Below are 13,066 nucleotides of genomic sequence, written 5' to 3' on the forward strand. Positions count from 1 at the left end.
CGACAAGTGTCCCGTCCGACACGATCGCCCGAAAGGTCTCTGCTATGCCCCGATACATCCAGATCGAGCTCACCAAGCGCGGCGTGTCCTGTGTGGCCGAGCTACTGGACAAGGACGCCCCGCTGACCTGCGAGGCCGTCTGGCAGGCGCTGCCCCAGGGCGGCGACATCTACCACGCGAAGTACGCGCGCAACGAGGTCTACACGATGGTGCCGCGCTTCGCGGAGGTGCCGCCGGGGCTGGAGAACCCGACCGTCACGCCCATCCCCGGCGACGTGATGTATTTCGACTTCGCGGGCGGCATGCTGGATCGCCGCTTCAAGGAGGAGAAGGACATCCACGAGCTGCCCGGCGTGATCGATCTCGCGATCTTCTACGGGCGGAACAACCTGCTGCTCAACGGGGACGTCGGCTGGGTGCCCGGCAACGTCTACGCGACGATCGTCGAGGGCCTGGAGCAGATGGCCGAGGCGTGCAACGACGTCTGGCGGTCCGGCGCGGTCGGCGAGCGCCTGGTCTACCGCAGGCACGCGGATTGACTCGGGGCTCGGACTGACCAGGAACCCGGACGCCGACCTCGCCATGGCGGCCGAGGCTTTCGGAACGGTCGACGGCCCGTACCCGGACGACGGGATCGGGATCGTCGCGCCGTTCGACTTCGCGCTCGATCGCGAGCTGTGGCGCTGGGTGCCCGATCAGGTCACCCTGCACATGACCAGGGTCCCCTACGTCCCGGTGCCGGTCACCGTGGAGATGGCGGCCATGATCAGCGACGAGCAGGCAGTGCACGGGGCGACCCGTGATCTGCTCACGCCTGAGCCCAAGGTGGTCGCCTACGCCTGCACCTCGGGCAGCTTCGTGAACGGGTCGCTCGGCGAGCACGCCTTGACCACGATCATGCTGGAGGCGGGTGCGCCCGCCGCCGTCACCACCTCCGGCGCCCTGGTCGAGGCGCTGCGCGTGCTGGGGGTAGGCAAGGTGGCGATCGCCACCCCGTACATCGGGGCGATCAACGACCGGTTGAGCACTTTCCTCGGCGAGTACGACATCGAGGCGGTCTCCTGTCAGGGCCTCGGGCTGCTCGGCCAGATCTGGAAGGTGTCCTACCAGGAGGTCATGGAGATCGTGCGTGCGGCGGACCGGCCCGAGGCGGAGGCGATGTTCGTGAGCTGCACGAACCTGCCCACCTACGACATCATTCCGCTGCTGGAGCGTGCGCTGGGCAAGCCGGTGCTCACCGCGAACCAGGTGACCATGTGGGGCGCATTGCGCCTGCTCAACAGGGAGTCGGTGGCCGTGGACCAGCTTCTCTTCCGGCAGGCGCATCTCCCGGCGGCCTGACCCGGTAGGATTGTCGACAATCTGCCCGTTGAGGATCGGAGGCACGGGTGGCCGTGACGGTGGGATTCCTGTACCCGGGCTACAGCGCCGAGGACGATTATCCGACGCTGGAACGCCTGATCGACGACGACGTGCGACTGCCCCTGGTGCACACCGAGATGCGCGAGGACGCCCACCGCGTCGACGCGCTGCTCGACATCGGCGGCGACGACGTGCTGGCCGAGGGGGCCGCCGCCCTGCGGGATCGTGAGATCGCCGCGGTGGTCTGGGCCTGCACCAGCGGCAGCTTCGTCTTCGGCTGGGACGGGGCGACGCTTCAGGTGGAGCGGCTGGCCGAGGCGGCGGGCGTGCCGGCCTCCAGCACCTCCTTCGCGTTCGTCCGGGCGCTGCGGGCGCTGGAGCTGCGCCGGGTGGCGGTCGCGGCGACCTATCCGGTCGACGTCGCGAACCGCTTCGCGGGATTCCTCGCGCGCGACGGCGTCGAGGTCGTGTCGCTGGCCAGCCGGGGCATCGTGACGGCGGCGGAGGTGGGCACTCTCGAGCGGGCCGACGTGCTCGACTTCGTGGCAGGTCATGATCATCCCGACGCCGAGGCCGTGCTCGTCCCGGACACCGCCCTGCACACCGCGACGCTGCTCGACGAACTCACCGAGCGGGTGGGCAAACCGGTGCTGACCGCCAACCAGGTGAGCGTGTGGGAGGGTCTTCGCCTGGTAGGGCGGGCAGCGCCACGAGGCCTGGGCGTGTTGTCCGGCCGGAGAACGGAGTGACAGATGGTGACCGTCGACACCCATCCGACGACCAGCGGACTGGCGCCGCTGACCAGGAGATCGACCGCTGAGATCGTCGCGGAGCAGCTCCGCACCGCGATCACCAGGGGCGAGCTGCCTCCCGGCGGCCAGCTGGGCGAGATCGACCTCGCGAACAGGCTCGGAGTGAGTCGGGGACCGCTTCGGGAGGCGATGCAGCGTCTGGTGCAGGAGGGTCTGTTGCGCAGCGAGCCGCACCGAGGACTGTTCGTCATCGACCTCGATGACGACGACGTGCGGGACATCTACCGGGCGCGGTCGGCGATCGAGCGCGCCGCCTGCAGGCGGATATTGGAGGGGGATCGGGCCGCCGCGGTGTCCCGGCTGCGTGCCGCACACGCCCAGATGGCCACGGCCGCCGCCTCGGCGGACGCCGACGCGCTCACCGACGCCGATCACTACTTCCACCAGACCCTCGTGTCGGCCTCCGGCAGTCCCCGCCTGGAGCGGATGGCCGAGACGCTGCTGGTCGAGACTCGCATGTGCCTGCTCGCGCTGCAGGGCACGACCCGGCACTCCGGGGACACGATCGACGAGCATCGCGGCCTGGTCGACGCCATCGAGGCAGGCGACGAGGAACTGCTGCTGAGCAGCCTGGAGGCGCACATGACCGAGGCCGTCGACCGTCTGACCCGGCACCGCTGAACTGCTGTCGCCCGACCGGCTGATGCTGCACGGGCGTCGGCTGCTGCCCGCAGTCCGCCTGCGGCCCGGATGCCAAGGACCACGCCGTGCCCTCGACCACCTCGCCACTTCGGCCTCCGGCGATCTGGCGGCGTTCCCGCGTCCGCGCGTTCCCGCTGCGATCAGCTGTCCTGAGGAATACGCCCGCCGCCCCGCCGCCCCGAGGCCCCGAGGCCGCGAACGCGGCACCGGGCGGTCCCGGTGACGGACCGCCCGGCGCCGACGTCGATCCTCGACCGGACCGGCAGAGAGAGAATCAGGTCGCGATGGCGACCAGCTTGGTCTCCAGGAACTCGTCGATTCCGGTGCTGCCGCCCTCTCGGCCGAGCCCGGAGTGCTTGACTCCGCCGAACGGTGCCGCCGGGTTGGACACGATGCCCTGATTGAGGCCGACCATGCCGGTCTCCAGGCCTTCCGACATCCGAAGCCCGCGCGCCAGATCCGTGGTGAACACGTAGCTGACCAGCCCGTACTCGGTGTCGTTCGCCAACTCCAACGCCTCCTGCTCCGTCTGGAAGACGCTGATCGGAGCGACCGGCCCGAAGATCTCCTCGGTGGCCATCCGCGCGTCGGTCGGGACGTCGGTGAGCACGGTGGGGGAGTAGAAGTAACCCCCGTCGTAGCCGTCGCCCTCGGGCGCCTTGCCGCCGATGACGACCTTCGCGCCCCGGTCGACGGCGTCGGAGACCAGCTCGGTGACCTTGGTCCTGGCCTTGGCGTCGATCAGCGGCCCGACCTGCACGCCGTCCGCTGCGCCATGGCCGACGCGCAGCGCCCCCATCCGCTCGGCCAGTCTCCTGCCGAACTCCTCGGCGATCCCGGCCTGGGCGTAGATGCGGTTGGCCGCGGTGCAGGCCTCGCCCATGTTGCGCATCTTGGCCAGCATCGCGCCGTCCACGGCCTTGTCCAGGTCGGCGTCGTCGAAGACGAGGAACGGGGCGTTGCCGCCGAGTTCCATCGACACCCGCAGCACCTGCTCGGCGGACTGCTCGATCAGTCGGCGGCCGACGGCGGTCGAGCCGGTGAAGGAGATCTTGCGGGCCCGGCCGTCGCGGATCAGCGGCTCCATCAGCTCGCCTGCTCCCACGGCGGGCACCACGTTGAGGACGCCGTCGGGCAGCCCCGCCTCCTGCAGGATCTCCGCGAGCGCCAGCATCGACAGGGGCGTCTGGTGGGCAGGCTTGATCACGCTGGTGCAGCCCGCCGCGATGGCGGGACCGATCTTGCGGGTGCCCATCGCCATCGGGAAGTTCCACGGCGTGACGAAGAGGCACGGCCCGACCGGCTGGCGCATCACCAGAAAGCGGCCGGTGCCGTTCGGCGCGACCTGGTATCCGCCGTCGATCCGCACGGCCTCCTCGGAGAACCAGCGGAAGAACTCGGCGGCGTAGGTGATCTCCGCGCGGGAGTCGGCAAGCGGTTTGCCCATCTCCGAGGTCATCAGCAGGGCGAGGTCGTCGATCCGCGTGGTCAACAGCTCGAAGGCGCGGCGCAGGATCTCGCCGCGTTCCCTGGGCGGATGGGCGGCCCAGGCGGGCTGCGCCGCCACGGCGGCGTCCAGAGCGGCGACGCCGTCGGCGGGAGTGGCGTCGGCGACCGAGCACAGCACCTCGCCGGTGGCCGGATCGTCGACGTCGAAGGTCCGGCCGCCCGAGGCGGGCACCCATCTGCCTCCGATGAACAGGTCTTTCGGAGTCTTCTTCAGGACCGACTCGACGCTCGTCATGCCGGAACCCTCCCTGGGTAGGTGTGGACACGCGACCACGGTCGATGGTTGCATGAGGGAGATAGATTGTCGACAATCCTACAGTTGGGGAGTGATCATGGCTCAGTTGTCGCCACTGCTCAAGCAGGCAACTCCGGTGCAGGTCGCCCGAGGAGAGGGCGTCTACCTCTATGACCACGACGGTAGGCGTTTCCTCGACTTCACCGCCGGGATCGGCGTCACGAGCACCGGACACTGTCACCCGAAGGTCGTCGCGGCCGCGCAGCAGCAGGTCGCCACGCTGATCCACGGCCAGTACACCACCGTCATGCACCAGCCGCTGCTCACGCTGACCGAACGGCTGGGCGAGGTGCTGCCCACCGGGCTCGACTCGCTGTTCTACGTCAACTCCGGCAGCGAGGCGGTGGAGGCGGCCCTGCGACTGTCGCGGCAGGCGAGCGGCAGGCAGAACGTGGTGGTGTTCCAGGGCTCCTTCCACGGCCGGACCTTCGGCGCCGCGTCACTGACCACTTCCGGAGCCAAGATCCGGGCAGGCATCGGACCGCTGGTCCCCGGTGTCACCGTGGCGCCGTTCCCCTACGCCTACCGTTACGGATGGTCCGAACAGGAGGCCGTCGACTTCGCCCTGCGGGAACTCGACTATCTGCTGCTCACCGCCAGCCCCGCCGCCGACATCGCCGCGTTCTTCGTCGAGCCGGTCCTCGGTGAGGGCGGCTACGTCCCCGCGCCGCCCGGGTTCCTGGCGGGCCTTCGCGAGCGGGCCGACCGGCACGGCATCCTGCTCGTGTTCGACGAGGTGCAGACCGGATTCGGTCGGACCGGCCGATTCTGGGGACACCAGCACTTCGGCGTCGAGCCCGACATCCTGATCACCGCCAAGGGACTGGCCAGCGGCTTCCCCCTCTCCGCGATCGCCGCGAGCACCGAGCTGATGAGCCGTGGCCTGCCCGGTTCGCAGGGCGGCACCTACGGTGGCAACGCCGTGTCCTGCGCCGCCGCCGTGGCGACCCTGGAGGTCATCCTGGAGGAGGGGCTCGTCGAGAACGCGGCCCGTACCGGTGAGCGACTGCTGGCCGGTTCCCGCCGGATCGCGGCCGACCATGCGGCCGTCGGCGACGTGCGCGGCCTCGGCCTGATGGTGGCCTCCGAGTTCGTCGAGTCCGACGGGTCTCCCGCCCCGGACACGGCGAACCGCGTGCATCGGGCGGCAGCCGACCTCGGCCTGCTGCTGCTCACCTGCGGTCCGCACGGCAACGTGGTCCGGATGATCCCGCCGCTGGTCGTCGACGAGGCCCAGATCGATCAGGGTCTGGAGATCTGGTCCAAGGCGGTCGCCGCCGGGCTGGGCTGACCACCGCGCCGCCGCCGGACCGGCTGGGCGTGCCGCGTCACGAAATGATCCAAAACCCTGTCGCGATCAAGAGCGGCCGGTATCTTCGCTCTGGAGCGCGCAGATCGGGACGCCATGCCCGAGGCGGACACGGGCGAGCCGAGAGTCCACGCTGATCGTGGCGCCTCGACTTCGTCGAACGCGAGGGTGGTCGTGGCTCCTCCGCCGTGACGGGGAAGAATCGCCGGACGCCGTCGGAGACTCGGGGAACCGCATGACTCCCGTCCCGGCGCGCTCGAATCCACAAGACGTGGGCGGATGCGGATCGTGAGGGTGTGACGCGGTGAGAGGTCCTGACACGCCGACCGGGCTGATCGCCCGAGTCGGGGCGTCTTCGCGATCTCGTCGGAGCCGTCGGGCTCCCGGCCAGGCACGTCGGCGGGAGCGGCGGCCATGAGTACGCCCCAACCGCCGACTCAGTCCGGCAGACGACCCGATCGGCCCGGCCCGCAGCAGCGGCCGGTGTCGCCGGGACACGGCAGACCCCAGGCACCGCCCCCTCCGCAGCAGGCGACGCCCGCCCCTGCGGCGGGTGCGGGTGCCGGGCCGACGCAGCCGGGCCCCACAGGCGCAGGCAGGCCGCGCGGTGCCGTACGGCGCTATCTCGACGATCTGCGGACGCTGCGCTCCACCACTCCCGGCAGGCTGGCGATGCTCGGCCTCGGACTGGTCCTGCTGAGCGTGCTCACCGGGCTGGTCGGCTTCATCTCCGTCCAGGCCAAGGAGGACGGACTCGAGGATCTGGTGCAGCGCAGCGAACCGCTGAGCATCGCCGCCCAGGACCTCTACAGCTCGCTGTCCGATGCGGACGCCACCGTGGCCGGGGCCTTCCTCGTCGGCGGGGGCGAGCCGCTCGAGGTCCGGCAGCGCTACGAAGAGGACATCGCCGACGCAGCCGACGCGCTGACCACCGCCGCACACGGTGCGGGCGGGGCAGGCCGGCTCTCCGAACCGGTCGCCAGGCTCTCCAACCAGCTGCCCGTCTATGCCGGACTCGTCGAGTCGGCGCGGGCCAACCATCGGCAGGGCTTCCCCGTCGGCGCCGCGTACCTGCGGGAGGCCTCGGGGCTGATGCAGTCGACCATGCTGCCTGCGGCCGAGGAGCTCTACGAGACGGAGATGGCAGGGGTGATCCAGGATCAGGACCGCGCCGCCACCCTGCCGATCGCGGAGATCGTGCTGGGCGTCCTGCTGCTCGCGGGCCTGATCGTCGTCCAGATCCATCTCTTCCGGCGCACCAACCGGATTCTCAACATCGGCCTGGTGGTGGCGAGTCTGGCCGTCGTCGCGAGTCTGGCCTGGACCGGGATCGCCCAGCTGACCATGCTGAGTCAGCTGGACCAGAGTCGTACCGAGGGCTCAGAACAGGTCGACGTCCTGGCCAGGGCGCGCATCGCGGCCCTGCAGGCCAGGAGCGGCGAGACGCTCACCCTCGTCGCGCAGGGCTCCGCAGGCCAGGTCTACGCGGAGGACTACGCCGTGGCCGCCGAGGAGTTGGGCGGCGCCGACGGGGCGAGCGGACTGCTCGGAGAGGCGCGGGAGCTGGCCGTCGACCCGGAGGTTCGTGCCTCGGTGGACGCCGCGATCGAGCAGAACCAGCAGTGGATGTCGTTACATCAGGAGCTGCGAGCCCTCGATGAGGCCGGGAGTTATGTCGAGGCGGTCGACACGGCGATGGGGCGGGGCGGTGAGGCGTTCACCCAGGTCGAGGACAACCTGATGTCGGCGATCTGGGCCGCGAGAACCACGATGAGCCTGCGGTCGGCCGACGCACATGGCGCCTTGGGCGGCTTGGCCATCGGCCTGCTGGGCTGCTCCGCAGTGGCGGCGGTCGGCGCGGGTGCCGGTGTCTGGCAGCGCGTGAGGGAGTACCGATGAGGTCTGGAAGTCGTGTCGCCGTCGTGCTGGCCGCCCTGCTCGTGATGGCGGGCTGCGCGGGTGGCGACTCCGGGGTGCCCGCGGACGTCGACGTCGACGTCGAGCGGCCGATGCCGGTCGGTGCCCAGGATGCAGGCGAGTTGGAACCGCCGCCCGCCGAGGACGGGGCCTGCGATCCGACGGCCAGCCTGCGACCCGCGGGCGGACTGCCCTCGCCGGGACAGATGCCCAGCGGTTCTACGATGGCCGAGATCGTCGACCGAGGCTTCCTCATCGCAGGCGTCGACCAGACGACGTATCTGATGGGCTATCGCGACCCGGCGGCCGAAGGGCTCTCCGGCTTCGACATCGATCTGGTGAACGAGCTCTCCGAGGCGTTGTTCGGCGAACCGGGCAATGTGCGCTACGTGACGGTGACCTCGGACCAGCGGGAACAGGTGTTGGAGGAGGGCACGGTCGACGTCGTCGTCCGCACGATGACGGTCACCTGCGAACGCTGGGAACGCGTCAACTTCTCGTCCGTCTACTTCGAGGCGGGGCAGCGACTCCTCGTCCACCGGGACTCGGGCTATGAGGAGGTCGGCGACCTCGCGGGCGAACGAGTCTGCTCGGCGCGCGGCTCCACCTCGCTGCGCAGGCTCGCCGCACACGATGCGGGTCTGGTGGCGGTGGAGGTCGCCGACTGGGCAGACTGCCTGGTCATGCTCCAGCAGGGCCAGGTCGAGGGCTTCTCCACCGACGACACGATCCTGGCGGGGATGGCCAGGCAGGACCCGCAGCTCCACGTGGTGGGCGACCGCTTCTCCAGCGAGCCCTACGGGATGGCCTTCAACCAGGACGACGAGGACTTCGTCCGCTTCGCCAACGCACTCCTGGCCGAGATGCGCCAGGACGGGACCTGGGAGCGGATGTACAACACCTGGCTGACCGACCTGGGGCCCGCGCCTGCGCCGCCCGCCGCGAACTATCGGGACTGACGAGGGTGCCGGAGGTGCTGCGATGAGCGTTCCCGGCCAGGCAGGCGCGGTGACCTCACTCGGTGCGCTTGACGCGTTGCTCGCCGAGCACAGGGATCGGGTGGAACGCACGGCCCGGGCGCTGCTGGATCTGGAGGACCACGCGGGTCGTCGTGTCCTCGACGACGTCGAGCTGACCGGCTGCTCCCGAGTCCGCTGGGCGCAGCTGCGGGAGCGGCTGGCCCTGCTCTGGACGCACTTCGACCTGCTACGCCGCACCGTCGAGACGGCTGGTGCGGTGCGGGCCCGACGGGCTCGGCCTGGTCCTGCCGAGGTCGCCGAACTCGGCGAGCTGCTCTCGGGGAGGTCGGTGGAGCTGTCACGCGTCGAACTGCCGCTGGAACGGCGCGGACTGCTCGGCCCGAGGGAGCGCGCGGTGCGGATCGGCCTCACCGAGCTGTTCGCCGACATGAGCGCCGCCTTCGCGGACATCGGCACGGCGGTCTCCCGTGCGGCGGCCGTCTGGTCCGCCGTGGCCGCTCGCCTCGACCCGGTGCAGACCGAACTCGACGGCCTGCGGGCCAGGGCCGGTGCCGTCGGCGCAGCGGAACCCGGTTCCGTGCTCGATCGCGAGCTGCGCGATGTCGCGACGACGCTGGCCGCCGTGCGGGCACGCGCGGTGTCCGACCCGCTCGGTCCCGGTCGGGACGGCGGCGGCCGAGGCGGCCCCGCCTCGAAGGACGCCGCCGCGACCGGGCTCGGTCCTCGGTCAGGCTCGCACGCTGCCGAATCCGAGCCGTCGAACCGAGATCTGGGCCGCTCGGGACTCCCCGTCGGACCGCCGACCGAGAACGGCGCGGACCTGGCCCCGGACCTCGATGCCCCGCTGGCACCGCTGCTCGCCGAGCTGCGCCGGATCGGCGACCGCGTCGAGACGGTCGCGCGGATGCGGGACTCCGCGCCGCAGGTGCTTGCCGAGTTGCATGCGGGCGTCGCGGACGTCACGTCGGCTGAGGCGGAGGCCGACCGGGTCCGCACCGAGGTGCTGGCCAAGATCATCGATCCGGCGTTGCCGCCGCCTGTCTCCGCAGGGCCGGAACTGCGCGCCGCCCTCGAACGTCTCACGATTCTCCAGCAGGTCGGACATCCCGTCGACGCTGCGGAGTCGGCGGCCGAACTGCGGGTCCGCAACGCCGAGGCCGCCGCCGAGGCGGCGACCGCGCTGCGGCGGGCGAGCGAGCTGCTTCTTCGGCGGCGTGAGCTGCGCGGCAGGCTCGACGCCTACCAGGCGAGGGCGGGCAGACTCGGTCTCGTCGAGGAGCCGGAACTGCTCGAGCTGCACCGACAAGCGTACGAACTGCTGTGGCGGGCGCCATGCGATCTGGCCGCCGCCACGAGGGCCGTCACCCGCTATCAGCGCGGGCTGGCGGGGAAGGAGGGGCGACGATGAGCGCATGTGCTCGATCCGGTTGTACCGGCCGGGTGGTCGAGGGCTACTGCGAGGTGTGCGGTCACGCGCCGAGCGCCGAGGAGCAGCCGAGGACGGACTCGGTGGTCAATCGGCTCGTCGATCCCTCGGCCGAGGAGCCGCCGTCGCCCTCGCGGGTCGCGGCCCGGTTGGGCGGTCTCGACGGAGAGGGTCGTCGTCGCGTGTCCGGCATGGGCGACGCGCCGCCCGCCGCACCACCGCCCCCGCCGGCCGGTCCCGGCACCTCGATGACGCAGCGCCCGCCCCAGCCGCCGATGGGAGGCCAGCCGCCTGCGACCCCGCCCGGCGGCACCTCGGGCCCGGTCGGGTCCAGACCGCATCAGGGCAGGCCCGGTCCGCCGCACCAGGTTCCGCCGATGACGGTCCGGACCCCGGTTCCGCCGGGTCGGTCGGGACCGCCGCCGGGGACCGTGTCGAGTCCGTTCCCGGCGGGCCCGCCACAGCCGCCGTTGCATGCCACCGTCCGTTCGACCTCGCAGCCCCGACAGAACCCGCCCGCGTCGTCCGCGCCGCCTGCCCCGCCTGTGACGTCGGGCCTCGGCCCGGACCGCACCGTGGTGACCAGTCCGCCCGGCCGGTCGGCGTTCGCCTCGGCACCCAAGACGTCGGTGGCCGGCACCTCGGGGTCGGACTCTCCGGGGTCGGACTCTCCGACGTCGAGCACCTCGGTGAGCGACCGCACCGCGGCCACCAACTCGACGTCCACCCGCACCGGCTCGGCTCGATCGCGGCGGGGCTCGACCCGCTCCAGCAGGCGGGGCAGGCTCGGCGGCGGCCTGGTCGAGGTGCCGCAGGTGCCCGCCCGCGATCCGGCCTCCGTCGTGCTGAGCAACCCCGAGGTGGCCGAGAACAAGAGGTACTGCGCGAGCTGTCAGAAGCCCGTCGGCCGCAGCCGAGGCGGCAGGCCGGGCCGGGTGGACGGGTACTGCCCGAACTGCGGGGCTCGCTACTCCTTCAGTCCCAAGCTGCGGCCGGGCGACATCCTGGCGGGCCAGTACGAGGTGCTCGGCTGCATCGCGCACGGCGGCTTCGGCTGGATCTACCTCGCTCGCGACCGCAACGTGCACGATCGCTGGGTCGTCCTCAAGGGACTGCTCAACGACGGCGACGCGGACGCGGTCGAGGCGACGTTGAACGAGCAGCGGGCGCTGGCCGAGGTCGAGCATCCCAACGTGGTGCGGATCTTCAACGTCGTGCAGCCTGCCGACGCGAGCTCGACGGAGACCGTGGGCTACATCGTGATGGAGTACGTCGGCGGCCAGTCGCTGCGTGACATCCTCACCGAACGCCGCAGGGTCGACGGTCCGTCGGCCGCGCTGCCGTTGGACCAGGCCGTCGCCTACGTCCTGGAGATCCTGCCCGCCATGGGCTACCTCCATGAGCGTGGCCTGCTGTACTGCGACCTCAAGCCCGACAACGTCATCCAGACCGCCGAACAGATCAAGCTGATCGACATGGGCGCCGTGCTGCACGTGGACGACCAGTACGGCGCGGTGTACGGCACGATCGGCTACCAGGCGCCGGAGATCGCGACCATCGGCCCCTCGATCTCCTCCGACCTCTACACCGTCGGCAGGCTGCTCGCGGTCCTCAGCTTCCACTTCCCCGGCTACAACAAGGAGTTCAAGGAGCAGCTGCCCGACCCCGCCGACGTGCCGGTGCTGGCCGAGTACGAGTCGCTGCTCCGCTTCCTGCGTCGGGCGTGCCACACCGACCCCAACCGACGGTTCGACTCGGCCGACGAGATGGCCGAGCAGCTCACCGGCGTGCTCCGCGAGGTCGTCGCCGTCCGCGATCGGAAGCCCATCCCCGGCGTGTCGCCGATGTTCACCCCGGAGCGCCGCAGCTTCGGCGTCGATCGTCTTCAAGAGATCGTCGTGGGCACGGCGGTGCTCGAGACGCGCAGGGTGGCGATGGCTCTCCCGGTCCCGGTGGTCGATCCGAAGGACCCGGCCGCAGGCTTCCTGCTCAGCGCCGAGGACGCCGGTCCGGAGCAGCTTCGGGCTGCGGCGCAGACGAACGAGGTACGACTGCGGCTGGCTCGGGCCCACATCGACCGGGGCGAGCTGCGGCCCGCCTGGCAGGTGCTCCAGGAACTGGCCCGGCACGAGCCGGACGACTGGCGCATCGCCTGGTATCTGGCACTGGGCGCGCTGGCCGCCGGGGATCTTAACGACGCCAGGAACCGCTTCGAGGCCCTCTACGACCGGTTCCCCGGGGAGCAGGCGACGAAGCTCGCCGTTGCGGTCACCGACGAGTTCCGAGGCGAGGTCGCCGCTGCCGCGAGACGCTACGACGTCGTCTGGCGCACCGACCACGACTTCGTCAGCGCGGCCTTCGGACTCGCGCGGGCCCGGCTGCGCTCCGGGGACGTCCGAGGCGCCGTGCTCGTGCTGGAGGCGGTGCCCGACACCTCCAGACACCATGTGGCGGCCAGGATCGCCGCGATCCTGGCCAGGGTGCAGGGCCGCAATCCAGGAGAACTCGGTCACCAGGACCTGCTCGACGCCGCAGGACGGCTGGAACCCCTGGGGTTGGACGTCGAGCGACGGGCGCGACTGACGGTGGAGGTGCTGCGTGCCGCCCACGAGTGGGTGCGCAGCGTCGGCGCCGGGGTGGGCGGGCGTCCCAAGGCGCCCGGCCGCGTGTTCGGCTACGAGCTGGACGAGCACATTCTGCGACTCGGTCTTGAGCGCGGCTACCGCAGCCTCGCCAGGGCCGTCGAAGACCGGGCCGAGCGCATCGCCCTGGTGGATCGGGCGAACAGCCTTCGCCCCCGAACTCTGGTGTAGT

At 71.1% G+C, this 13,066-nt stretch carries 11 protein-coding genes; 9 read left to right on the forward strand and 2 right to left on the reverse strand.

Annotated elements, in window-relative coordinates:
* The first annotated feature begins 44 nt into the window (after positions 1–44).
* Genes UA74_RS11695 through UA74_RS11710 form a run of 4 tightly spaced genes read left to right on the forward strand, consistent with a single transcriptional unit; the run spans position 45 to position 2,795 of the window.
* Positions 45–539: a DUF3830 family protein gene (locus tag UA74_RS11695; protein ID WP_075740278.1), complete on the forward strand. Its 495-nt coding sequence runs from the start codon at positions 45–47 to the stop codon at positions 537–539.
* A 43-nt stretch (positions 540–582) separates the two neighbouring features.
* The gene (locus UA74_RS11700) at positions 583–1,341 is read left to right on the forward strand and encodes a maleate cis-trans isomerase family protein (protein ID WP_075740279.1); all 759 of its coding nucleotides are present in this window, start codon (positions 583–585) and stop codon (positions 1,339–1,341) included.
* 47 nt (positions 1,342–1,388) lie between these two features.
* Positions 1,389–2,111, forward strand: a complete 723-nt coding sequence (locus tag UA74_RS11705) for a maleate cis-trans isomerase family protein (RefSeq protein ID WP_198042994.1) — start codon at positions 1,389–1,391, stop codon at positions 2,109–2,111.
* A gap of 3 nt (positions 2,112–2,114) precedes the next feature.
* A complete protein-coding gene (locus UA74_RS11710; protein WP_198042995.1) occupies positions 2,115–2,795 on the forward strand; it encodes a GntR family transcriptional regulator in 681 nt (226 codons plus the stop codon).
* 295 nt (positions 2,796–3,090) lie between these two features.
* Here UA74_RS11710 and UA74_RS11715 read toward each other — a convergent pair whose 3' ends face one another.
* The gene (locus UA74_RS11715; protein ID WP_075764357.1) at positions 3,091–4,560 is read right to left on the reverse strand and encodes an NAD-dependent succinate-semialdehyde dehydrogenase; all 1,470 of its coding nucleotides are present in this window, start codon (positions 4,558–4,560) and stop codon (positions 3,091–3,093) included.
* A gap of 97 nt (positions 4,561–4,657) precedes the next feature.
* On the opposite strand from UA74_RS11715, the gene UA74_RS11720 reads away from it, so the two are divergent.
* The 4 genes from UA74_RS11720 to UA74_RS11735 all read left to right on the forward strand — a co-directional run bounded on the left by UA74_RS11720 (position 4,658) and on the right by UA74_RS11735 (position 10,234).
* Complete coding sequence (locus tag UA74_RS11720) at positions 4,658–5,911, forward strand: aspartate aminotransferase family protein (protein ID WP_075743698.1); 1,254 nt, start codon at positions 4,658–4,660, stop codon at positions 5,909–5,911.
* Between the two features lie 432 nt (positions 5,912–6,343).
* Entirely contained in the window at positions 6,344–7,828 is a 1,485-nt protein-coding gene (locus tag UA74_RS11725) for a hypothetical protein (RefSeq protein WP_157442209.1), read from the forward strand.
* Positions 7,825–8,805 carry a glutamate ABC transporter substrate-binding protein gene (locus UA74_RS11730; RefSeq protein WP_075740282.1) on the forward strand — a complete coding sequence of 327 codons (981 nt, stop codon included), beginning with the start codon at positions 7,825–7,827 and terminating at the stop codon, positions 8,803–8,805. The genes UA74_RS11725 and UA74_RS11730 overlap by 4 nt, the downstream gene beginning before the upstream one ends.
* Positions 8,806–8,827: 22 nt before the next feature.
* Positions 8,828–10,234 carry a hypothetical protein gene (locus tag UA74_RS11735; RefSeq protein WP_075740283.1) on the forward strand — a complete coding sequence of 469 codons (1,407 nt, stop codon included), beginning with the start codon at positions 8,828–8,830 and terminating at the stop codon, positions 10,232–10,234.
* 358 nt (positions 10,235–10,592) lie between these two features.
* On the opposite strand, the gene UA74_RS33475 is transcribed toward UA74_RS11735, so the two are convergent.
* Entirely contained in the window at positions 10,593–10,955 is a 363-nt protein-coding gene (locus UA74_RS33475) for a hypothetical protein (protein ID WP_232237897.1), read from the reverse strand.
* On the opposite strand from UA74_RS33475, the gene UA74_RS11740 reads away from it, so the two are divergent.
* Positions 10,942–13,065, forward strand: coding sequence for a serine/threonine-protein kinase (locus UA74_RS11740; RefSeq protein WP_232237833.1), 2,124 nt, complete (start codon positions 10,942–10,944; stop codon positions 13,063–13,065). The genes UA74_RS33475 and UA74_RS11740 overlap by 14 nt on opposite strands.
* Position 13,066: the final 1 nt, after the last annotated feature.

Source organism: Actinoalloteichus fjordicus, assembly GCF_001941625.1.
GTDB lineage: Bacteria > Actinomycetota > Actinomycetes > Mycobacteriales > Pseudonocardiaceae > Actinoalloteichus_A > Actinoalloteichus_A fjordicus.

Excerpts from the sequence above, each read along its gene's own strand:
- UA74_RS11720 (WP_075743698.1), top strand. The coding sequence starts at position 4,658 with ATGGCTCAGTTGTCGCCACTGCTCAAGCAGGCAACTCCGGTGCAGGTC.
- UA74_RS11710 (WP_198042995.1), top strand. The coding sequence starts at position 2,115 with ATGGTGACCGTCGACACCCATCCGACGACCAGCGGACTGGCGCCGCTG.
- UA74_RS11700 (WP_075740279.1), top strand. The coding sequence starts at position 583 with ATGGCGGCCGAGGCTTTCGGAACGGTCGACGGCCCGTACCCGGACGAC.
- UA74_RS11730 (WP_075740282.1), top strand. The coding sequence starts at position 7,825 with ATGAGGTCTGGAAGTCGTGTCGCCGTCGTGCTGGCCGCCCTGCTCGTG.
- UA74_RS11725 (WP_157442209.1), top strand. The coding sequence starts at position 6,344 with ATGAGTACGCCCCAACCGCCGACTCAGTCCGGCAGACGACCCGATCGG.
- UA74_RS11715 (WP_075764357.1), bottom strand. The coding sequence starts at position 4,560 with ATGACGAGCGTCGAGTCGGTCCTGAAGAAGACTCCGAAAGACCTGTTC.
- UA74_RS11695 (WP_075740278.1), top strand. The coding sequence starts at position 45 with ATGCCCCGATACATCCAGATCGAGCTCACCAAGCGCGGCGTGTCCTGT.
- UA74_RS11735 (WP_075740283.1), top strand. The coding sequence starts at position 8,828 with ATGAGCGTTCCCGGCCAGGCAGGCGCGGTGACCTCACTCGGTGCGCTT.